Raw genomic sequence first — 21,228 nt, forward strand, 5'->3', positions numbered from 1 at the left:
GGAATCCATCGCATGGAATCCATTTTCCACCGCCCAGGCGACTATCATATCCGCGTTCATCAAGGTCCTGCTTTAGGAGATGCGGACGTGCCTTCTCTCGCTGTCCCGCTCGCGCAAATCGCTTCGCAGTCCGACGGATACCGTAACTGAATCACTCTAATCCAGCCAAATCTGTCCAAGATTACAGTTCCCGCTCAGGTGTTGCGAGAAAGACTCGAAGCAATCGTTGTAAATCGGTGCGACTGAGCCGAGGCCCCGCCCGTTAGTGCTCTTGAACGGATCGGAACCCTCGGCACCTCATTACTTTCGCCGAAGTTCGTGATTTGGTTTCAGCGATTTAGCAATCAGCTTGGTAAGGAGGTCAACGCGTTGTTGAGGTCATGCAACCCGACTAGCAGCATCATGGGGTCGGACGGGGAAGGCAGGAAACCAACCGCTTCGTAGAAGGCTCGTGCGTCATGCGAGATCGCATGGACCAAAACGCCGCGAATCCCCAGTATCTCGGCGGCATTGATCAAGCGCAGACCTGCATCGCGCACTAACGCCCTGCCGAAACCACGTCCCTGATAGGTTTGATCAATGGCAAGGCGTCCAAGCACGGCGACTGGTATCGGATCAGGCATGTTCCGCCGGAAACGCCCCGGCGCTTCCGATTGCCTTACCGCGCCGGAAGCGAGGGCGTAGTAGGCGATGACGCGGTTCGCCTCACACACGACGAAGGTACGTGATGCGCCGCGCGCCTGATTGGCGCGGGCGCGGAGACGCAGCCAATCGTCAAGCTCAGGGACACCAGAATGGAATTCGGCTAGCTCGTGATGGTCACCAAGTGGCGCGGGTACGCTTAAGGTCACACCTCATCCCACGGCGCTTTGGTCGACATGGTGCGTTTAAGACGCTCATTGGGCTGTGTTGGCGCATCGAGCCGGGCCAGATACTCAGCGTAGATTTCTGCGCTGACAGTGAAGATCGTCCGGTCAAGTAGTACTTCCTCGGCACGGCGCTCGGAAGCCTCCAGCATGAAATCTGTACGTGTCTTGCCTAGCATCTCGGCGGCGCGGTCAATCAAGTTGCGCGTCGAAGGCTTGATGCGCATATTCAGCGCCACGCTTGCGTCCGGGCTTTTGCCTGTGTGCGAGGTCGGCATGGGAAGCTCCTGTCTGGAAGGACCATATAGCGTAACGACATCATCTTTACAAGGTAAGTTCGTAAAGATGATGTCGTTACGCGTTCATTCTCAGCTCTTGAAAGGATCAGAACGCCGGACCCACTATTTCGACTTGTCAAAGCTGGTTAGAGCCGCGACGGTTCCAGCCAATTAGAAACGCGACACTTGTTCCTCGGATCAGCCCCCGATCCGACCGGCTAGGCCGGGTTGCTAGGGAGGAGCGGGGGCTGATGAGATGCCTTCGGCTTTAGCTTTGAGATATGCTCGCCACCATTCATTCTGCAGCCTCCATACGAGCCAGAGCTTTCTGTCGCTTAGCAATCAAGTCCGGATCGCTCATGAAATCCTTCCTTTTACCCGGCTTGCGCCCGCGCTTCTGATATCCGTGGCTCGTGCTGCCGTCGCGAATGCCAAACATATGATCTGTCTGTCCAGTGCGACGAGGGCCGCTAGTTCACTGGGCTTGAGGACGACGGTACAGCCTGCCGCAATCGCGGGAGCGCCTTTCGCAGTTAAAGTGGCCAGTTCCAGGGGGTGATCAGCGCACAAACCCCGGTCGCCTCCTTGGCGGTCGCGGTACGCCCATCAATCGTTACGAAGCGGTACTACTAGAGAGTTTCCATCTGGACACGGATGTGCTCGGAAGCAAAAGGAACCTGGGAAGCCCGCGCGAAGCTGATCGCCGCCCCCATTTCCATAACAAGCGCCTCCGCGAACGTCTCTGCTCTTTCTTTCAGGAGAGAATGCATCCTGCCGAGCAGACCGAGCCGTTCAGCCACCGTTGTTTGAGAAAAGGCTGGGAACGCGTCGCGCGCAGCAGCAACCGCGAGATCGACGTGATCAGCACCGCCCGCAGCAATATGCCCGACAACACGTTGCGACGCGGGATTCACAACAGGCAGACGGTTTGCGTCCCCAGATTCCTGCCATTTCCCACCAATGTAAAACTGATCCTCGCGTTCGGTCAGCATAACTTCACCTCGCGTCACAATGTTGCGGCCATTTTGAGCTGCCCGAGCAAGATGCCTGGAAAGACTAGAAGATGACAATTCATGTCGTCTGAATGGTTGCTTAAGACGCGTGTTAACAAGGAAACGCGTCGTCGGACCTGACGCAGGTGTATCGCCTTACCTCCCGAATGTCCGTTCAAAAGCTCGGAGGTGTGCATGGGGGCACGCTCGGCGTCAGCCGACCGAGTGTCTAGTCCTGTTAACAGGAAAGCAAAGCCCCTGGCTTGCCGCACAAGTCGACCGCAACAGCTCGCACCTCGACGAGGGCGCCAAATCATTTGCACTCACGCAGGGCTTTTCAAGTTGACTGCATTGGCTTCATATACGCTTGCCGATTGGTGTGCTTTCGGAAATGGGGAAGACAGACATGAATTCAAAGGGCGCAGAGGAAGCATTCTTCCCAACGGTGTCTGCTTCCGCACCACAGGTCTCTCGTCCAGCTGCTTTTGAACAGAAACCCGCAGACTTCAACTCGGAGCTTCACGCTCGACCGTCGATTTATTTCACCGGTCCGGCGATCGTCGAACACTTTGCTTTCATGCCGTCGGATGGCGTGATCAAGGAGTTCCACGATAGTCTCCAAGCTGATGGTGGAATTTCCGTCAGAGTGGAACGGCACACTGAGTTCGTGACTGTCACGCGGGTCCGAAAATTGGCCAGCGAGCCCGAGGATTGGCCGGAAACTGACCTTTGTGAAGGTGATTTTGCGCGGCTAGCAGGGTTGAGCTCTCCTCTCCTCGTTTGCCACGTGAGTATCCTTGTCCTCGGAAACCCTCCGGACCAGCTGGGAACGGTTCTAAAATCCCTCGACTTCGGCGACACCGCCGCGTCATCAATCGGCGGAGGGGCGGCGCAAGTTTGCTCCGATTTTCGCGTTCGAGGGGACAATTCAAGCAGGATCATCCTGTTCAACAAGGACCTGAATGCACATCGGCTGGGGCGCATGGTACGGCGGATCTTTGAGATCGAAACCTATAGGTCAATGGCGCTGCTCGGATTGCCGGAGGCGCGTCGTCTTGCCCCGCTTCTGGGCGGATATGACGCGGAGCTCGTTCGGCTGACCAATCGAAACTTGAGTACGCCTGCACATCAGCACAAACAATTGCTCGAGGAAATTACTGTTCTCTCGTCGCATATCATTTCAGCCACCGCGGAGACCAGAAACAGGTTTGGCGCAACCGCTGCCTATGCCAAAATCGTTGAAGAAAGGATCGCCCTTTTACGGGAAACCCATGTCCCCGGCTTTCAACGTTTCGGAACCTTCGTGGAGCGCCGGTTCAAGCCTGCGGTGCGTACCTGCGAAGCAACCGCGTTGAGGCTTGAGCACCTATCAAGGGCTGCGATGCACCTGCTCGACCTGCTACAAACCCGAATCCAGGTCGAGATTGAGTTCCAGAACTCTACACAGATCCAGGCGATGGCTGATCGGGCCGCGACGCAGGTCAAGATCCAGCGCGCGGTCGAAGGCTTTTCGATGATCGCGATTAGCTACTACTTGCTGAGCTTGCTGAAATTTATATTTGAGACAGCAGACCACGCAGGATTCCATTTCGATCCGGTGATCATGCTCGTCGCTGTTCCGGTGGTTGTGGGATCTGTTGTGATTACCATCCTCCGCGTCAAGCATGCCTTAAAGGCAGAGAGCTAGACGTAGCGCAGCCCGACAGTGTGGCAGCATGGACACCTGCGCCTCGATGCAACGCGTCCGACAGGTCACGATCCGGCGTTTCGGAGATAGCCTCTCAGCGAAGTTCGCGTCTGAATATTCCCGGAGTTGAGCCTGTCTCTCGCCGAAAGAATTTTACAAAATTGGTCGCTTCGTCAAAGCCAAGGCGACTGCTGATTTCCGAGATCGGCAATAGTATGGGCCGCCAGACGTTTTGCTTCGAGACTAATTCGATCAACGCGCTCATTCCTGCGATGCTAAGAGTTGCGCGGGCAGAATTGGAAAGCGGGCGCAGAGAAGGAACAGGTGTCCGCGGTGGACGGAAGCTGCGCTTCCTTTCCTGGAAGCGGCACGGATAAGGCGGGCTAGGCTGGCGACTTTCGGAAACTGTGGAAATCCGGGCAATTCAACACACGATGCCGCAGTGCCTCAATGACAGAAGCTCAATCCGCTGTCAGGGATTCCGCAGGAACAATGATGCGGAGAAGCACAATGACCACCACGAATGAAATCGCAGACAAGATTGCAGGCGACCACAGCCTGACGAAGGCACAGGGCAAGGCGATCGTCGAGGCCGTGATTGCCTCGATCACTCAAGCTGCGATTGACGGTAACGAAACCTCGTTGCCAGGATTTGGGAAGTTCAAAGTGAAAGCAACGCCGGAGCGCGAGGCGCGCAATCCGGCAACTGGCGCGACCATCAAGGTCGCCGCGGCCAAGAAGCTGGCGTTTACGCCGGCCAAGGCTTTAAAAGATGCGCTGAATAAGTGAAACGAACCTTTGAGCCTGGCGTGCCGGTCGATCCGGTGCGCCAAGCTCGCTGGCAACGGCAAAAGCAGCCCTCAGCGCATCTCTCATTGGGTTGCTTCCCGCCGCCCTTGAAACAGGACCGGATGCTACCACGGCGCAGACGCCCAGCCGTCGCGTTCCAATCACGTGCAGGCGCTGACGCGGGATGTAGGCTGTCCACTGTCCCTCGGCTCGACGAGACCACTGGAATTGACCAGGGCAAGGACGTCATCCTTCTGCGAACGCGGCCGACGCGCGCCTTGGCTGCTCCCAGGCATAGAATTTATCATCAATTGGTGCTAGTTGGTATGCTCAATCACGGAGGCGAATGATGCGATCAACAATCAATCTCGATGACGCACTCTTGGACGAAGCAAGGTCCTTGACCGGCACCAAGGAGACCGCAGCGCTCGTCCGCCAAGCGTTGGAGACACTTGTTCGCGTGGAATCGGGAAAACGCCTCATTGCGCTGGGAGGAACCATGCCCGACGCCGAGGCAGCTCCGCGCCGCCGGAGCCCGGCGTCTAAGTGATACTCGCGGACACCTCGATTTGGATTGATCACTTCCGCCATATGAATGCCGAGCTGCGCTGCGTGATCGAAGATGATCGACTACTTTGCACCCGAGCGTCATCGGCGAAATGGCTCTTGGCAGCCTGCGGAATCGCCGCAGCGTCCTAGCTTTTCTTGCGGCCCAGCGCAAAGCAATCGTCGCCACGCATGACGATGTCATGACAATGATCGATCGACATGACATTTTCAGCATGGGTATTGGCTACACGGATGCCTACTTGTTGGCGTCGATCCTCCTGGAGCAGCGAGCAACGTTGTGGACAAGAGACAAGCACTTGCGAGCAGCCGCCGAAAAGGCGGGAGCTTCCCTGCACATACCGGTCGACAGATCCCATTGAGTGCTCAGGCCGATCCTGCCTTCGTCGAGAGCCGGTGTTTTAGCGATGGCAGCGATCGACATGCGCTGCTCCTGGCCGGTCGAATTCTCGTGTCGACGCCCTGCCTGCCACGGCAAGGGCGCCCCTCCAAACAATGAGCATATCAGGCGAGGGCGCGTCCGCGCCGGCGCCCGTTCGCGCACGGCTTGACCGGTTAAAAGGGCAGCCGCAGGAGGGTTGGCGGAGCGCCGCTCGGGAACGAGCGGAACCCGGGACCGACTGCCCCCGGCAAGCCGTTCCGCTTGGGGTGCACCCGCGATACCCCTCGCCTCACCTGCCCGGCCGTGCCAACGACCTCGCGATATCGACGATGTCGTCGCGCGAGGCGGTTGGATCCTCCTTGTTCCAGGCAACGCCCAGCCCGATCCTGAAGTCGATGCCCCTGACCGCCTTCAGCTCGAAGGCCCTGTTCGGCAGGCCCTCGGTCCATTCCGGCGCAAAGCCGATGCCAAGGCCGGCAGAAACCAGCGACACCAGCGAATAGGTGTCGTCGCAGCTATAGGCGATGTTGCGGGTCAGATCATATTCCTCGAACTTCTCATTGAAGTACCGCTCGGTGTAGGAGAGGTTCTTGCGATTGAAGGCAATGATCTTCTCCCCGCGCAGATCGTCGATGCCAATCTCGGCCTGCTCCGCCAGTGGGTTGCTCCTCGCCACCGCCAGCAGATATCGTTCACGGGCGATCGAGGAGAAGCGCAACGAGCCGATGTTTTCCACCGGTCTGATGAAGCCGAGATTGATCTGGCCGTTCTCCAGGCCGCGGATGATGTCGCCGGTGTTGCCGCTTGATATATGGATGCGGATATCCGGATACTTGCGGGCGATCTTTCCAAGAAACGCCGGCAGCACGCCGGTGGTCGCCGGATAGACGGTGCCGATCCTGATCTGACGGATGGTCTTGCCGGCCACCGCCCTGGTGATCTCGGCACTCAGATCGACCTCGCTCAGGATACCGACGCAGCGCTCATGGAAGATCTCCCCTGCCCTGGTCAGTTCCACCCGCCTGGTCGAGCGGATGAACAGCGCGCAGCCGAGTTCGCGCTCCAGCGCCTGCACATGGTTGGAGAGCGCCGGCTGGGCGATGCGCACCTTGGCCGCTGCCCGGCCGAAATGCAGCTCCTCGGCCACCGCGACGAAGTAGGAGAGCTGGCGTAGTTCCATGGGAGCGTCCCTCTTTGCAGCTTTAATTAGGGACTATCAGTCCGTCGATTGTCAAGCCGTGAATATGCGTTTGTTATGGGATGGACGTTCGACAAACCATCGGCTGGAATCTCAGACGACTTCGTGTGGCCAAAGGTCTCTCTCAGGAAAGACTGGCTCTCGAGGCCGAGATCGATCGCTCGTATGTCGGACGGGTCGAGAGAGGCATGGAAAATGTCACCGTCGCTACGCTCGAGGCGTTTGCGCGGGTTCTTTCGGTGAACGTTTCAGCTTTGTTCGCAGAAATTGATCCACGCGCGCCAAAGCCAAAGCCTCTCCGCTCAGGCAGAAAACAAAAGGAAACCGGCAGGTGAAAGGTGGAGCGTTTTTTTCGCCAACGTACTCGAATATGGAGTCTCGACGAAGCTCGAAAGAGGCGTTTGCTCGGAAAATGGCGTGCGGACCGGCGTGAGTCTGGCGCGAGATTGTTACCTGTGTATTAGTTACGATCTGATGCTTACGTCTTCGGTATGGACACTTTAGGCTTGGCCGCCTTGATAGGTATCGAACAGTCGGCATGCCTTGGAACGGAAGAGCTTTCGCATCATGGCATCCCCGCATAGGGAGACGTGACCGACCCGCTTGCTTTCGCCGGACTGGTTGAGCACCGGGGTGAGGCCCAGTACGGCTCCCACCGCCCGCGAATTGCGAAACCGGCTGGGAATATCGATCGTCGAGACATAGGCGAGGGAGACAACCGGCCCGACCCCTGGCACCGTCATCAGGCGCTTGCAAACTTCATCATGCTTTGCCTCCTGGAGAACCTTCTTGTCCAGTTTGGCGAACTCTTCGCGCAGCTTGCGTCGACCAGCGAGGAAGGGCTCCATGATTTCCGCCAGATCGGGGTCCGCCTCGACGAGTTCGCGTATCCTCTCCTCGAACTTGCCGCCCGAGACCTCGCCGACCTTCAGCCCGAAGAATTTCAGCGTGAGGGCACTGGGCGAAACCGCTGAGGATGCCTTCGGATTGATAGGCTGCCTCTGTCTGAGTGGAACAAGCTGATTAAGACCCCGTTCTTACACGTTGGTAATATCACTGACGAGAGAATGGCAGTTCCTGTGAGCATCGTTGAGTATAGAGATGAAAAGGCATCCGCATCTCCTCCCGCAGCCCAAAAAATGCAAGGTTTTAAGCCGCCGCCCGGCTTGGTAGCAACGAGGCTGGTTGCCTCGCTACGACGTTCGGAACGATCGCTGTGCTATGTCGCATTGAGCGAAGGCGCGGCTACCAAAATTGCTGACGCCGTCAGCGCCCTTTTCCCCGACATCGAGATTATTGTTTTGCCGCCTTGGGACTGCCTGCCCTATGATCGCGTGCCGCCTTCGCAGCGCTGTATGGGTTTGCGGATGGACGCATTACGGATCTGGAGCATGCCCAGCGACGCGCCGCGATTGTTTCTGACCTCGCTCGATGCAACGCTTCAACGGATTCCGCCAGCGACCGTCATCGCAAACAGCCGTCTCGAACTCGTCGTCGGAAAAGCGTTCGATCGCGACGCATTCTCAGACTTCATCCAACGGACCGGCTATGTGGAGGAAGGCGTTGCGGACGATCCCGGCGAGCTCGCAGTTCGGGAAGGCGTGATTGACATCTACCCTGCTGGCGCACCAGGACCTCTGCGTATCGTCCTTTCAAAGGACGATAGCGTTCTGGAATTGAGAGGCTTTGACCGTGTGTCTCAGCGGACAGAGAGTTATTTCGATAAGGTGATATTCGGTCCGGCATCCGAAGCTATTCTGACCGAAGGCATTACAGAAGAATTTGTTCCGACTTCGGATACCGTGATGCGCTTGCTTCTGCGCCTTTATCAAGACATGCCAACCGTATTCGATTTCTTGGGCGACGCCACCGTAGTTCTCGCTCCGGGTGCGGCCGACCAGGTGGAGCGCTATCTTGAGATCGTCGACGACGCTCGCCAGTCCCGCAAGGATTTCGGCGAGGTGGAGGCCCCCTCCTCTCGTTCGCTCTACCTCGACCGCGCCGAATGGGAGCGGCAGGCCAGCAGCGTGTCGGCACGCGAACTGGATCTCGAAGAAGGCGGTGACCTACCTACAGAGGCATCCGACACCTACCCTCGCACAGCCTTGATTAATTGGATGCAGGACTGCCTGCGACATGGGCTGAAGGTCGTCATTTCCGGGAAAGGCAACGGCTCGGAAGCCCTTTGTCGGCGTCTGGGACAAGCAACCGGGACGGCGCCCCAGTCCATCGATACCTGGGAGGCGGTCCTGAAGGCCGAGCCCGGAACTGTTCTTAAACTGGCCTGTGAGTTGGACCAGGGGTTTATCGACGTGACAGAAAGGATAGCGGTCGTCGCCGCAGCCGATGGAATAAGCACGGCTTCCAATTGCAGTACACTTCTGGTCGAGCCGGAGCTTCGGATCGGCGATGTCGTTGTTCACGAAGACCATGGCGTTGGGGTTCTGAGAGACCTGGAAAGCATAGCCGTCGAGAACGTTTGTCGCGACGCCGCTCGCCTTGAATACCGCGATGGGGATTCGGTGCTCGTGCCGATGGAGGAATTTGGAAAGCTGTGGCGCTATGGCTCCGAACCCGAGGCCGTCACACTCGACCGCCTTCACACCGCTGCTTGGCAGAACAAGCGTGAAAAGATCGCAGCGGACATCCAGTCGACTGCGCGTCATCTCATAAAGCTCGCCAAGCACAGGCAGGCATCGCGGGCAGAGGCATTCGTTCCGCCCCGTGCCGGATTTTCCGCCTTCACGCGGCGTTTTCCATTTACCGAAACTCATGATCAGGCCGAAGCCATCAGATCAGTCCTCTCCGATCTCGCGACTGGACGCGCGATGAATCGCCTTGTCTGCGGAGACGTTGGCTTTGGCAAGACCGAAATCGCACTACGTGCTGCAGCAGCAGTAGCACTTGCCCGCGGGCAAGTGGTCGTTATTGCCCCGACCACCGTGCTGACCCGTCAGCACTTTGCCACGTTTACGCGTCGCTTCGCAGGGACCGGCGTCTCGGTCGGCATGTTGTCTCGCCTGCTCAAGCCGAGGGAGGCGAAAAAGGTGAAGGCGGCACTGGCCGTTGGCGAGATTGGCGTCATTGTCACGACTCAGGCGATCCTTGCGAAAGACGTCCGCTTTGCCCATCTTGCGTTGGTAATCGTCGACGAGGAACACCGTTTCGGGTTGAAAGAAAAACGGGCGATGAACACTCTCGTACCGTCTCTTCATACGCTCGCCATGTCGGCGACGCCGATCCCCCGGACCTTGCAGTCGGCGATGGTGGGCGTGCACGAAGTGAGCCTCTTGACCACCCCGCCCTTTAGACGCCGGCCGGTCCGTACCTCGCTTTCGGTATTCGACCACGCGTCAATGCGGACCGGCCTTATGCGCGAAAAGCGCCGCGGAGGACAGAGCTTTGTTGTAGTGCCTCGTATCGAGGACATAGACGTCGTCAAGACGATACTGCGAAAGATCGTTCCGGAACTTTCCGTCAAGGTCGCGCATGGCGACATGCCGGCGGCGGCCATCGATGAAGCAATCGTTGGCTTTGCGGAAGGCGACGGCGACGTCCTTCTCGCCACCAACATCATCGAAAACGGCCTCGACGTGCCGCGCGCCAATACCATGTTCGTATGGCAGGCTGACCGGTTCGGGCTGGCACAGCTCCATCAGTTGCGCGGGCGTGTCGGGCGCGGCGGAGCTCAGGGCATCGCCACTCTTCTGACAGAAAACGCCGAGCTCTCCGATGAAACGCGCTTGCGGCTTTCGACCCTCGTCGAGAACGACCGCCTGGGCGCCGGCCTTTCAATCAGCCTTCGAGATCTCGACTTGCGCGGCGGGGGCGACATTGCTGGCGAGGACCAGGCCGGGCACATGAAGGTTATTGGCATCGGCCTGTACCAGAAGCTGCTTGCAGGTGCCGTCGCGAGATTGCGCAAACAACCAGCGGGTACTCCGCTGCGTGCCATCGTGAACCTCGGTGTGGCGGGCACTATACCGTCGGACTATGTGTCGGATCCGGCGGTGAGGCTCAATCTCTACGCCAAGCTTTTGAGGGCATCCACACTGAGCGAGATGGACGACCTCGAAGAGGAGTTCGAGGACAGGTTTGGCGAACTGCCGCAGGATGTACTCCTGCTTTTGCGGACAACCCGACTGCAGCTTGCAGCGGGACGGCTTGGCATCGCCAAACTCGAGGCGGGGCCAAAAGCCCTTGCGATGACGCTGACACCAAAGACACCGGCCAAGGTCATTGCAGCTTTGACTAAGAAGGCTGGGGCGGTTCGGCGGGTAGACAGGCTGATATTTGAAGCCTCAAATATGACTGGCGAGGAGCAACTGCTTTTCTTCGAGCGGGTCGTCCCGGCGGCGAACCGGCCGAAATTCCGAAATCAATGAGCCGCTGAGATCGCAACGACAGTTGGGAAGTATGACCGGTGTCGACCAACCTCTCGCGTTGGTAGCAAAACCTAATGAACCGCAGCATGCGCGCCGACGAAGAAATCAGTCAGGCACCCGGCCGAGCCACCGGCCCGGCTATACGGCGTTAGGGCCTTTCCGGCAAGAAACAGCGCCGCCTGCGGAAACGGCGCGACGACCAGTCCCGTCTCATCGATGACCTGAAGGTTCGGATAGGCGCGCCGCGCCGGTTCGTTCACTGGCCTGGCAAGGCTCGGGGGCGCGTTTCGTCCGGCTCTATTGGGCGGCGCGGTTGCGATATTCGACCCCAGGAGAACGAGCCCGGCCTGCAGCACGAATGTAGCCGATGCCAGGGAAGGGAAGATATTGACGATGGGCGATGACCCAATCCAGTCTTCGCCGCTACCCACAAATGATTTCTGCCAACAGCGAATGGCAGGTGATCGCTTTTGGACAGGCGGTCGTGTAACCGCCTCATCGCACAGCTGCATTGATAAGGCCGGCCGAGTGTGCCAAATCGTTTGGTGAGGTAGAAGCTTGGTCGAGCAATCACATCGCAAGGCCAAACGCCGCTCAATCCCGCTCGCGCAGTTCCCGGATAGCATCCGCGAAACTGGTCGGCGCTTCCTGCGGCACGTTGTGCCCGACACCCTGCAGTATGCGACGGTGGTAGAACCCGATGAACTTTCTGGCCTCCTCGTCATTCGATTGAGGAGGGTCGACGCCATCGTCCGCGCCCAAAATTACGATGGTCGGAGCGGCAATATCGGGTTTGCGTGCCAATCTCTCTTCGATTTCTGCATAAGCTGGATCGCCTCCAATGACGCCATAACGATGCCGATAGGAATGGATTACGACATCGATGAAGTCAGGATTGTCGAAAGCGGCCGCGCTTCTCTTGAATGTGGCGTCATCGAAGGACCAGGATGGTGACCAGGTCTTCCATAGAAAACGACTGATCTCGCCCCGGTTCTCGTCCAGGCCTTTGCGGCCACGCTCTGTGTGAAAGTAGTATTGATACCAGTCACGTGCCTCCTGATCAGGCGGTCCCGGCTCGGCGGCGCCAGCGATGTCCTGGATGTTGTAGCCCGTACCGGCGCTCACAAGGCCGACTACTCTTTCAGGCCATAGCGCAGCGACGATGCAGCCGGCTCTACCACCCCAGTCATAGCCTCCGAGGATAGCTCTTTCGATACCGAGGCTGTCCAACAACGCCAGCAAATCCGCGCCTAGTGCCGCCTGCTCGCCTGAGCGCCGCGTTTCCGACGATAAGAACCGGGTTGGACCGTAGCCACGCAAAAATGGCACGATGCAGCGGTGGCCAGCGCCGGCAAGATTAGTCACCACCTCGTCATAGGCATGAGCATCGTATGGAAAGCCATGAAGAAGAATGGTCGGCATGCCATCCGCAGGCCCTGTCTCGTAATAGCCAACGTTGAGCACGCCTGCGGAAACGCGTTTCACGAGAGTTTCCTGCAACTTGAACAAATTTCCCTCGCTTTCAGCGCCAGAACCTCTTGACGTCGCGACGTCGTCACAGGCGTCCCGACCCGCTCTGGTCAGCTTCTGTTGGATTTCAGCAAGATTGGGCCACTTTCCGCTTACGCTAAAGCCGGCAAATTTAGCGCGGTTATTTTAAGTGTGGATCACGTTGAAGCGGTAACGTGTTTTGCGTGAGCAGGTACGTGCCTTTCAATTCGGCGGAGCGAATCTGAAGAGAGTAAAGGTTTTGTCGGTCCAAGCCTGATTGAACCAAGGCGAGTCCTGAATATGCGATGCGGTCACGTACATTGTGCCATCGGGTCCTTGGGCGAATGTGTCCGGCCAGCGTAATCGGCTGTCTTCGAGCAATGGCGTCACCGTTCCATCAGCGCCAAGGATTTTGATGCCATTGTTCGCCATCGTGCTGAGGTAGATGCGGTTCTGCTGGTCGATCCAAAGGCCATCCGTCGGCTCGGTCTCGGCGACCTTCTCGGGCCGAACCGCATTGGGATCCGTTTCCGCCTTCTGCAAGGCATCGGTCGGCAGCCGATACATGGTCTTGCCGGTCAATGCCTTCCAATAGAGGGTCTTGCCGTCAGGCGTAAGCGCAATACTGTCGGCGTTGAACTGCGGCTGGCGGCCGTCCGGACGGCGTAATGGTTTGCCGTCGGTTTCGACGATAACATCCTTTTCGGCCTGCGTTGATGGATCACCGCTCAACACCCGCCAAGCCCTGCCCGAGCGAAGATCCAGCACGACCAGGCCGCCCGGAATGCCAGAGTCCGTGAAATAGGCAAAGGCGCGGTCGGGGGCGATTCGCACGTCGTTGAGATAGCTTGCGGGTCCAGCGACGTCTGGCGAAAAGGGATAGACCTTCTTGACGGCATTGGTTTTGAGGTCGACCTGGACCAGTTTCGGCCCGTCCTTGACTGTCTTTTCGCTGTTGGGTGCAGCTGGGTCGACGACCCAGAGGGAGCTCTTCTGATCCGCAACGACACTCTGTACCGTGACGAAGTGATCTTTCGGCGAGATCTCCGACATCTTGGCATTGCGCCAAGCGTTCCACTCATTGTTGGGATAGGGTTTGATTGAACCGTCGGTCATGACCTCGGCGACGGAGACGGGCACATCTTCCGACCAGCGTGGAAAGTTCACAAAAATTCGACCATCTTCGGACACGGTAACGCCGGTTGGTTGATGGTCGAAGGTTGCGACCTTCTGCAGGCGCTCGTCGGTCTGGCCGGTAATCGAGGCAACCAGTTCCTTGGCTTTGTTCGTCAGCTTGTCAGAGGTTTGAGCGCTTGCAGGTTGTGCGAGCGAGATGAACGCGCCTGCAACGGCGAGGCGCGAAACAAGGGATGCGTTCGGTACCATCATTGGCTCCTTTTGGAGAATTTCGGTGCCGAACTTCGTTTTGACCTTCAGGTTCCGTCTCTTCGCTTCATTGATTTCCCTCAAGCGGCCGAGCCGGAGCATGTTGGGCCTCCGTGTGGGTTAAAGGTCACCCGGGCTCAATCAAATTGCCTCACACGGGGACCCTTCCCGGCCGGTCTGGTTCGCGCCGCCATCGGTGAGTGACCAGCAGATCAATCCCTGGCGTTTGGAAGCCGTTTTACCGGTCAAACGATCAACGCAGACAGGAGAAACCCATGGTAGGATCGGTCTTCATCCGGCCATTCTTAATTCACATTCCGTCTAATTTAAAATCTAAAGGCGCCAATTTAAAATACAATGTCCAACACCGCTTAAGGGCTGCGTGGCGCGCTGCTGGTCATATGACGTCTCAGTCGATGGAACCCTAGAAGACTACCAGCATCAAGGCCATTGGCTGATCGAAGCCTGACTAGGCCTCCGGAAAACACAAAGGCCGCCGGTTGCCGCGCCAGAAGCGGGGACCAAATATGGGGCAGTTTCCGAGACTTTTCAGCCACCACCTCGCCGCCCTGGGGATCCATACTGAAACTTTATTTCAGAGGTCAAGAACGTCCCTTATTCGTACCGCCAGGTCTTCGAACGAGAACGGCTTTGTCAGAAGGTTTACGCCCTTATCCAGGCGGCCATGATGCACGATAGCATTGCGCGAATAGCCGGTGGTGAACAGCGCTTTCATTTCTGGATACATTTCTCTTGCCCTAGCGACGACGTCCGCTCCGCTCATCCCCCCGGGAAGGACAACATCGGTGAAGATCAGATTAACCGGTCCGTGGGCCGCCAGTAGTTGGAGGGCAGTAGGGCCATCCTTCGCTTCCAATATTTGGGAGCCCAGCTCTCGCAGCGACTCCACCGAATATGCCCGCACATCCGGATCATCCTCGACGACGAGGATAAATTCGCCGTCTGCTGCCTCAGGGATCGGCGCGCGCTCGGCCACCTCTTCCTCCGCGCCTTCGGCCAACAGCCTGGGGAGATAGATTTTGACAGTCGTGCCTTCTCCGACCTCTGAGTAAATCTTCACATGACCCTTTGACTGTTTGACAAAACCGTAGACCTGGCTGAGCCCGAGGCCTGTGCCTTTACCTTGATCCTTGGTTGTGAAGAACGGCTCAAAAACGCGAGAAAGGGTTTCGGCCTCCATACCCGTTCCAGTATCGGAAACACTGATTGCGGCATACTGGCCGGGAATGACTTCGGCGTGCATTGCGGCATACGCCTCGTCGAGATGAGCGTTGAAAGTCTCGACCGTCAGTTTCCCACCACCGGGCATCGCGTCTCGTGCGTTGATCACCAGGTTGAGCAAGGCGCTTTCAAGCTCATTCGGATCCGCTTCTGTCCTCCAGAGGCCACCAGCTAGCACTACTTCGATCTGGTAGATCTCGCCAATCGTACGGTGCAGCAGCTCCGACATGCCTCGTATGAGCGCATTCGCGTCAACGGGCTTCGGGTCAAGCGCCTGTCGGCGAGCGAAAGCCAGAAGTCTCTGGGTCAGCGCCGCGGCGCGCCGCGCACCATTCATCGCCTGTGAGGCCGCTCTACGCAGGCGGCCAGCTTCAGGCGTCAAAGTTCGCATCAGCGTGTCCAGGTTGCCGACAATAATCTGCAAGAGGTTGTTGAAGTCATGGGCGACACCACCCGTCAGCTGCCCGACCGCTTCCATCTTTTGTGCTTGTCGAAGAGCATCGGCGTTGCGTGTAAGCTCATCCCTTTTTTGCCTGACAAGATCTTCGAGATTGGCATTGAGCTCCCTTAGAGCCTCCTCGGCGCGCCGCCGCTCAAGCAGCTCGCGCTGAGCGGCGTCGAATAGCCGCGCATTGTCGATGGCGACTGCTGCCTCGCCAGCAAGACCCGCCAAGCCCTTTTCAGATTCCTCATCGAATACACCCACATTCTCGTGGCCGAAGAAGAGTCCGCCGATAACCTCTCCTGTTCGGGAAATAACAGGAACTGCAAGGTAACTTCGGACCGGGAGATGGCCTTCCGGCATACCGTGGCGTGGTGGGTTTTTTCCGTAGCGGCTATCCTTCGTGATGTCGTCAGAGCGCAAAATGCCTTGGCCGAGGAACGTCGGCGCAAAGACTTCGGTGTTGCGCGGCATGGGAAACTTCGAAAACGCGTCCCGGGCCACACCTGAGAGTGTGTAGAGCATGTAGCTCTCGCCGGCCTTGTTGATGACATTGTAAAAGAACGCGCCGAACTGCGCACCGGTCAGCTCGACGCCTGCGTCGGTCACCAACTGAACGACCTTCTCCAGATCGTTCTCGCGTGCAAGGCTGGCGCCCGCGCGATTGAGGATCTCCAAAGCTCGGGTGCGCTCCCGAAGGGCGATCTCGATTTGTCGCTGCTCGGTACGATCCCTGAGGATTTTCACGAACCCAACCAGCTCGCGCCCGTCATCGAAGAGCGGCGTTGTCTCTCCCACCGCCCATATCCGTCCCTCGTCCTTGCGCATCCGCCAGCCTTCGCCTCCTCCTTTGCCGTTCAGTCGAGCATCTTCCAGCTCAGCTGCCAGCAAATCGGGGGCGCCCTCGTCATCTAGGAAGATTTCGATCAGCGTCTTTCCGAGCATCTCCTCCTGCGACCACCCAAGCAGCCTCTCGGCACCTTTGCTCCAGCTGGTGATATTGCCTTCAGCGTCGAGGGTTATGATCCCGGTATCGATGGCGCTGTTGAGGATTTGTTGAAGGCGTTCGGCGGGAAAATTGATTGGGGATTCCATCGTGCCTCGTGGCTGACCTGAATTGCGGGCAGAACTACCACAACGCAAAAGCCTCGGAAGAGTTCATGCGAGAGGGTGTCGGATGGTCCGACCACGCCACGCGCCGCAAAGGGGTACGGTGATAGGATTCTGATGGATTTGTTGTGACAGTGGTCGATTGGCAGCCTGGGGCCCGCGGGCTTCGACTGGGATGTGGGCAATGGAACCGCGGCGGGATCCCGGCAAGGCCTCGCGCTCGGTGAACCACTCTGGTTAAATCGCGGCGCAGGAAAAGTGCTGCCTGAACAAATGCTAATCTGCCGTATTGTGGTTTTGCGGCGTGACGCGCGATAACGGACCACTCACGCTGCACCGAAAGCCGTCTGGGGCAAAGGAGATGTCGGGAAGCGATCCGAACAAGGACGCGAACGCTGAGCGAACATATCTCGTGCCGTAGCCTTGCCGCGTCGGTTCACGCACCGGCGGACCGCCCGTTTCAATCCATTTCAAGCTTAATTTGGGGCCGCCCGCTTCCGCGATCGTCCAGACGATTTCGACCGTTCCATCGGGCTCTGACAATGCGCCGTATTTGATCGCATTCGTTATGAGTTCGTGCAAACACAGCGCTATCGTGGTTCCGGCCTCGCGGCCGACCGTGATCTCAGGGCCGCTGACGTTGATGCGGCTCATGCCATCACTGTTGTACGGAGAAACCGTCAGGCCCACGACGTCGCACAGCGAGACCTCCTCCCCGCCGGCTTCGAAGACAGCAGTATGGACGTTGGAAAGCGCCTGAAGGCGGCTTGTAAAATCGTCGGCCAAGTCATCGACAGATGCCGCGCCGCGCCTGGTCATCCGGAAGATCGAGCTGACACTCGCCAGGATGTTCTTTACCCGATGATTAAGCTCCAGACGCAGCTCTCGCTCCCGTTCGATGGAATCGCGAACCTGGCGCTGGCGCAGTCGCACCAGCATATTCGACTGGATGGCGTTCACGAATTCCAACGGTGCGATCGGGCGGGTATGGAACAGAAGGCGAGCATCTGGCCAGGAAGCCTGCAATCGGGTGCGTATTCTCGCGACTGGCGCAGAACGCTCCAACAAAACGACGATTGGAACTTCAGACCAGCCAGCCTGCTCGGCGAGATGTTCTGCGATTTTGCCTACGACCTCGGAACTGAGTGCCTCGTGGGTGATAACGATGATCCCGGGTGACACGGCAAGATGCTGGACCAGATCTTCGTCCGCCTTGACTGCTTTGACCTCGACCGCCTGCTCACGAAGAGACGCCGCTATATACTCCGCGTCCTTGCGAAAAGGAGCGAGGACGAGAACCCAGTCCAGTTCGCTTTCGGGCGTAACGATGTTCATTTCGGATCAGGCAAGGGATTGTAGGCCACGACACTTACGCTGCCGCTTTCGATCAGCAGCTCGCGGACGTTGAGATCGTGCGGTCCATGACGCTTCTTGACCACCGTGATGTTTCGGCGGAGGCGGCCTTCGTGCTCAACGATCCGAAGCAGGAGGACGGTGTCGCCAAGAAAGCTGACATCGACGTCGATCCCAACATTTTGACCAAGCAGGCCGTGCTGCGCGACGATGAGCATGGTCAGGACACCGGACCGGGCGAGGTATTTCAGGAGCGATTGGATGTCGCGAACGGCTTTCTCTCGATGCGGCAGAGAGTTGAGGTAACCGGTCAAACTGTCGATCACCACCACTCGCGATCTGTTTTGGGTAACCGCCTCCTGAACGATCTGCCCGAATTCACCGGGCGAAATCTCGTTCGGGTTAAAATCCCGCAGGACCAGCTTACCATCCTTGTGGAATTGCCGCAATTCCATGCCCAAACCTTCGGAGCGGCGGAAGAACGTCTCCAAGCGCTCCTCGAAGAGAAACAGCGCGACATTCTCGCCTCGTTCCAGCGCCGCCGTCGCATAAAGAGATGACATCGTTGATTTGCCGGTGCCGGACTGCCCGATTACGAGTGTGGTTGTTCCGGCCTCCTGACCACCACCGAACATCTCGTCGAGTTCGGCCACGCCAGACTTGATCAGCTGTGGCTTGGCGATCTCTGGCGCTGTGCTCGGCGTGATACGAGGGAAGACGACGACGCCTTCGCCTTCACGTATCGCCATATCGTGGTAGCCGTCAGCCACAGGCACGCTACGCATCTTCGAGACCTCGATGCGGCGGCGTACGCCGCCATATTCTTCCAGTGATTTGTCGAAGCGAATGACACCGTGCGCCAGCCCCTCCACCTCCTCACCGCTGCGGTCGTTGCCGGCTGTCTGCGTGTCCAGCAACAGCGCCACGACGTCCTGTTTCGCCAGGAAGGACTTGAAGCCGATCAACTCGCGACGGAAACGCGGCGAGTCACCGGTGATCAAGCGGATCTCAAGTAGGGAGTCGTAAACGAGGCGGCGGGGCTTATGTTTCTCGATCGCGGCTTCGATGGCTTTTCTGGTCTCGTCCAACCGGAGATCAGTGGTCAAGAATATGCTCTGGTCGTCGGCCTCGTTGACCGCGCCGGATGTGGACAGCTCTTCGACGCGGATCCCGTCGAGCGTCCAGCCGTGCGACACGGCAATGGCTTCGAGTTCCGCAGCTGTCTGCGAAAGCGTCACGTAAATGCAGCTTTCGCCCGCCTCGACGCCGGCCCGCAGGAATTGTAGCGCGGCCGTTGTCTTGCCCGATCCCGGCGCGCCCTGCAGCATGTAAAGATTGGATGCCGGCAGGCCACCGCGTAGGATTTCGTCAAGTCCACCAATCCCGGTGCTGACGATCGAGGTCCTTTTCCGTTTTGTCATATTCGTCTTTCGCTAGGATTGTGTTGCGCAAATGGGACCGATGGCGGGCATCGTCTGGGAGGGGAGGCAGTTGCTGTTATATTTCGGTTTCTCGAAACATCAACAGCATTGGGACCCAATCGGCCAGCGTTCCCTCCTCGCAAACGCACCGGCGGCGCTGTGCAAGCGCATGACGGGTTGTTCAGACCTAACCACGGATGTCTTTCTCTAAGCAAGTTGCGCCTGTTCGAGCAGGTATCGCGCCTCGTCGCGTCACTGGCATTGGTACGGCGACGCTCTTCGCAGGATTGACAGGTTCGGCGCTGTTCATTGGCGACACCATGATCGCCTCCGCGACGTCGTTTTATCGCGGTCGACGCACGCTGATGGGCAACCCGACCTCGGCGTTACGCGGTGGCAGGATGACCTCCATATCGCGCAGTCGGGGCTAGCGTCGACCCATCGACCTACTTCGAGCTTCCCGCAAACAAGGTCGTGGAAATCGGCGAACAGTTCAGCATCTGATCTGCGCTGGCTGTAGCGCCGGGAGCGAACCTTCGCCAACGCTCCGCGTTGATGAAGCGGTGAATAGCCACGCTGCTACCCCCAACTTCCGAGTATGCTATGACAGTCATCGCATCGTACATCTACCGAAACGGCAAGCGCGCCGAGGAGGTAGCGCTTCAATCCCAGTCCTTCGTAACCCGAGACGGCGAGTTTGTCTGGATAGGGCTCGCAGAACCCACTTCCGACGAAATGGACAGTCTAAAGATGATGTTCGGGCTGCATCCGCTGGCAGTGGAGGACGCCATGAACGGGCAGCAGGTGCCGAAGGTCGACGTCTACGGCGACCAACTCTTCGTGGTCATCAAGACGGCGCATTTGGAAGGCGACAAGATAGCCTATGGCGAGACATGCATCTTCGTGGGCAAGCATCACCTGATTTCGGTGAGGCATGGATCCGCGAAGTCGCATAAGGGCCTGCGGGAACAGCTTGAGCATTCGCCGCAGCTCCTCGAGCACGGCCCGGACTATGTTCTCCATGGCATTATAGACTTCGTTGTCGACGGCTATCTTCCGATGGTGGAAACCATGGAAGACAGGGTCCTCGAGCTCGAGAAGCACGTCCTGATCTCTTTCCTGGAACGCGAGCAGATCAGGCGCATTTTCAGAATGAGACGTCAGGTCATCAAGTTCCAGCGCGTGCTGGGGCCGATGTCGGAAGTCGTCGGAAAGCTGACCCACCTGGACCTGCCCTGCGTCGACGAGAACTCAAAGCCGTTCTTCCGCGACGTCCATGATCACGTCCGGCGCGTGGAGAGCGTCGTGGGCGGCCTGCGGGACATCATCACATCGGTCTTCGAGGCATCCAACCTTCTGGAGCAGCAGCGGCAGGGGACCATTACGAGGCAGCTCGCCGCATGGGCCGCGATTCTCGCCGTGCCGACTGCGATCGCGGGCATATACGGCATGAACTTCGAGCACATGCCGGAACTAGGGACAGAGTACGGCTACTACGTCGTCCTAACCGTCATCGTCGTCGTCTGTGGTATCCTCTACTCCCGCTTCAGAAAAGCTGGATGGCTGTAACCCGACCGCCAGAAGTTCATAAAGGGGCGGTTCCGCCCATGCGCCCATGGGGGGCAGATGAGAAGTCGGC

Annotated in this window: 16 protein-coding genes and 4 pseudogenes; 7 read left to right on the forward strand and 13 right to left on the reverse strand. The window is 58.2% G+C overall.

Annotation, left to right across the window (positions count from 1 at the left end; translation table 11 throughout):
* Positions 1-344: 344 nt before the first annotated feature.
* The 5 genes and pseudogenes from ACM5SV_RS13050 to ACM5SV_RS13070 form a co-directional block, all read right to left on the reverse strand.
* The gene (locus ACM5SV_RS13050; RefSeq protein ID WP_128407782.1) at positions 345-851 is read right to left on the reverse strand and encodes a GNAT family N-acetyltransferase; all 507 of its coding nucleotides are present in this window, start codon (positions 849-851) and stop codon (positions 345-347) included.
* Complete coding sequence (locus tag ACM5SV_RS13055; protein WP_017997340.1) at positions 848-1,144, reverse strand: DUF1778 domain-containing protein; 297 nt, start codon at positions 1,142-1,144, stop codon at positions 848-850. Before ACM5SV_RS13055 ends, ACM5SV_RS13050 begins: the two co-directional genes overlap by 4 nt.
* Before the next feature lie 295 nt (positions 1,145-1,439).
* A pseudogene (locus ACM5SV_RS13060) lies at positions 1,440-1,613 on the reverse strand (ISNCY family transposase); the annotation flags it as partial.
* 26 nt (positions 1,614-1,639) lie between these two features.
* A pseudogene (locus ACM5SV_RS13065) lies at positions 1,640-1,714 on the reverse strand (hypothetical protein); the annotation flags it as partial.
* 59 nt (positions 1,715-1,773) lie between these two features.
* Positions 1,774-2,136, reverse strand: a complete 363-nt coding sequence (locus ACM5SV_RS13070; protein WP_419425279.1) for an aldehyde dehydrogenase family protein — start codon at positions 2,134-2,136, stop codon at positions 1,774-1,776.
* A 406-nt stretch (positions 2,137-2,542) separates the two neighbouring features.
* Between ACM5SV_RS13070 and ACM5SV_RS13075 the strand changes: the two genes are divergently transcribed.
* The 4 genes and pseudogenes from ACM5SV_RS13075 (at position 2,543) to ACM5SV_RS13090 (ending at position 5,541) form a co-directional block, all read left to right on the forward strand.
* Positions 2,543-3,823, forward strand: coding sequence for a DUF3422 domain-containing protein (locus tag ACM5SV_RS13075; RefSeq protein ID WP_221995484.1), 1,281 nt, complete (start codon positions 2,543-2,545; stop codon positions 3,821-3,823).
* 510 nt (positions 3,824-4,333) lie between these two features.
* The gene (locus ACM5SV_RS13080) at positions 4,334-4,612 is read left to right on the forward strand and encodes an HU family DNA-binding protein (protein WP_003555109.1); all 279 of its coding nucleotides are present in this window, start codon (positions 4,334-4,336) and stop codon (positions 4,610-4,612) included.
* Between the two features lie 349 nt (positions 4,613-4,961).
* Positions 4,962-5,162: a type II toxin-antitoxin system VapB family antitoxin gene (locus ACM5SV_RS13085; RefSeq protein ID WP_222004420.1), complete on the forward strand. Its 201-nt coding sequence runs from the start codon at positions 4,962-4,964 to the stop codon at positions 5,160-5,162.
* A pseudogene (locus tag ACM5SV_RS13090) lies at positions 5,159-5,541 on the forward strand (PIN domain-containing protein). Before ACM5SV_RS13085 ends, ACM5SV_RS13090 begins: the two are co-directional and overlap by 4 nt.
* A 309-nt stretch (positions 5,542-5,850) precedes the next feature.
* Here ACM5SV_RS13090 and ACM5SV_RS13095 read toward each other — a convergent pair.
* Entirely contained in the window at positions 5,851-6,741 is an 891-nt protein-coding gene (locus ACM5SV_RS13095) for a LysR family transcriptional regulator (protein ID WP_419425280.1), read from the reverse strand.
* An 80-nt stretch (positions 6,742-6,821) separates the two neighbouring features.
* Between ACM5SV_RS13095 and ACM5SV_RS13100 the strand changes: the two genes are divergently transcribed.
* Complete coding sequence (locus ACM5SV_RS13100; protein WP_003555113.1) at positions 6,822-7,094, forward strand: helix-turn-helix domain-containing protein; 273 nt, start codon at positions 6,822-6,824, stop codon at positions 7,092-7,094.
* 204 nt (positions 7,095-7,298) lie between these two features.
* Here ACM5SV_RS13100 and ACM5SV_RS13105 read toward each other — a convergent pair.
* Positions 7,299-7,769 (reverse strand): annotated as a pseudogene (locus ACM5SV_RS13105) (transposase); the annotation flags it as partial.
* A gap of 69 nt (positions 7,770-7,838) precedes the next feature.
* Between ACM5SV_RS13105 and ACM5SV_RS13110 the strand changes: the two are divergent.
* Entirely contained in the window at positions 7,839-11,144 is a 3,306-nt protein-coding gene (locus ACM5SV_RS13110; protein ID WP_419425281.1) for a DEAD/DEAH box helicase, read from the forward strand.
* A 71-nt stretch (positions 11,145-11,215) separates the two neighbouring features.
* Here the strand turns inward: ACM5SV_RS13110 and ACM5SV_RS13115 are convergent, their stop codons facing one another.
* The 6 genes from ACM5SV_RS13115 to ACM5SV_RS13140 form a co-directional block, all read right to left on the reverse strand.
* The gene (locus tag ACM5SV_RS13115; RefSeq protein WP_245460545.1) at positions 11,216-11,575 is read right to left on the reverse strand and encodes a hypothetical protein; all 360 of its coding nucleotides are present in this window, start codon (positions 11,573-11,575) and stop codon (positions 11,216-11,218) included.
* 163 nt (positions 11,576-11,738) lie between these two features.
* On the reverse strand, positions 11,739-12,629 hold the full coding sequence (locus ACM5SV_RS13120; RefSeq protein ID WP_041935914.1) for an alpha/beta fold hydrolase: 891 nt from the start codon (positions 12,627-12,629) through the stop codon (positions 11,739-11,741).
* A gap of 228 nt (positions 12,630-12,857) precedes the next feature.
* Complete coding sequence (locus ACM5SV_RS13125) at positions 12,858-14,123, reverse strand: SMP-30/gluconolactonase/LRE family protein (RefSeq protein WP_419425282.1); 1,266 nt, start codon at positions 14,121-14,123, stop codon at positions 12,858-12,860.
* Between the two features lie 493 nt (positions 14,124-14,616).
* Positions 14,617-16,800: an ATP-binding protein gene (locus ACM5SV_RS13130; RefSeq protein WP_419425283.1), complete on the reverse strand. Its 2,184-nt coding sequence runs from the start codon at positions 16,798-16,800 to the stop codon at positions 14,617-14,619.
* A 291-nt stretch (positions 16,801-17,091) separates the two neighbouring features.
* Complete coding sequence (locus tag ACM5SV_RS13135; protein ID WP_419425284.1) at positions 17,092-18,150, reverse strand: sensor histidine kinase; 1,059 nt, start codon at positions 18,148-18,150, stop codon at positions 17,092-17,094.
* Entirely contained in the window at positions 18,147-19,589 is a 1,443-nt protein-coding gene (locus ACM5SV_RS13140; protein WP_003555124.1) for an ATPase domain-containing protein, read from the reverse strand. Before ACM5SV_RS13140 ends, ACM5SV_RS13135 begins: the two co-directional genes overlap by 4 nt.
* A gap of 603 nt (positions 19,590-20,192) precedes the next feature.
* Between ACM5SV_RS13140 and corA the strand changes: the two genes are divergently transcribed.
* Positions 20,193-21,158, forward strand: coding sequence for a magnesium/cobalt transporter CorA (corA, locus tag ACM5SV_RS13145; RefSeq protein ID WP_012760421.1), 966 nt, complete (start codon positions 20,193-20,195; stop codon positions 21,156-21,158).
* Positions 21,159-21,228: the final 70 nt, after the last annotated feature.

The sequence above is a fragment of the Rhizobium sp. CRRU65 genome, from assembly GCF_048551595.1.
GTDB lineage: Bacteria > Pseudomonadota > Alphaproteobacteria > Rhizobiales > Rhizobiaceae > Rhizobium > Rhizobium leguminosarum_J.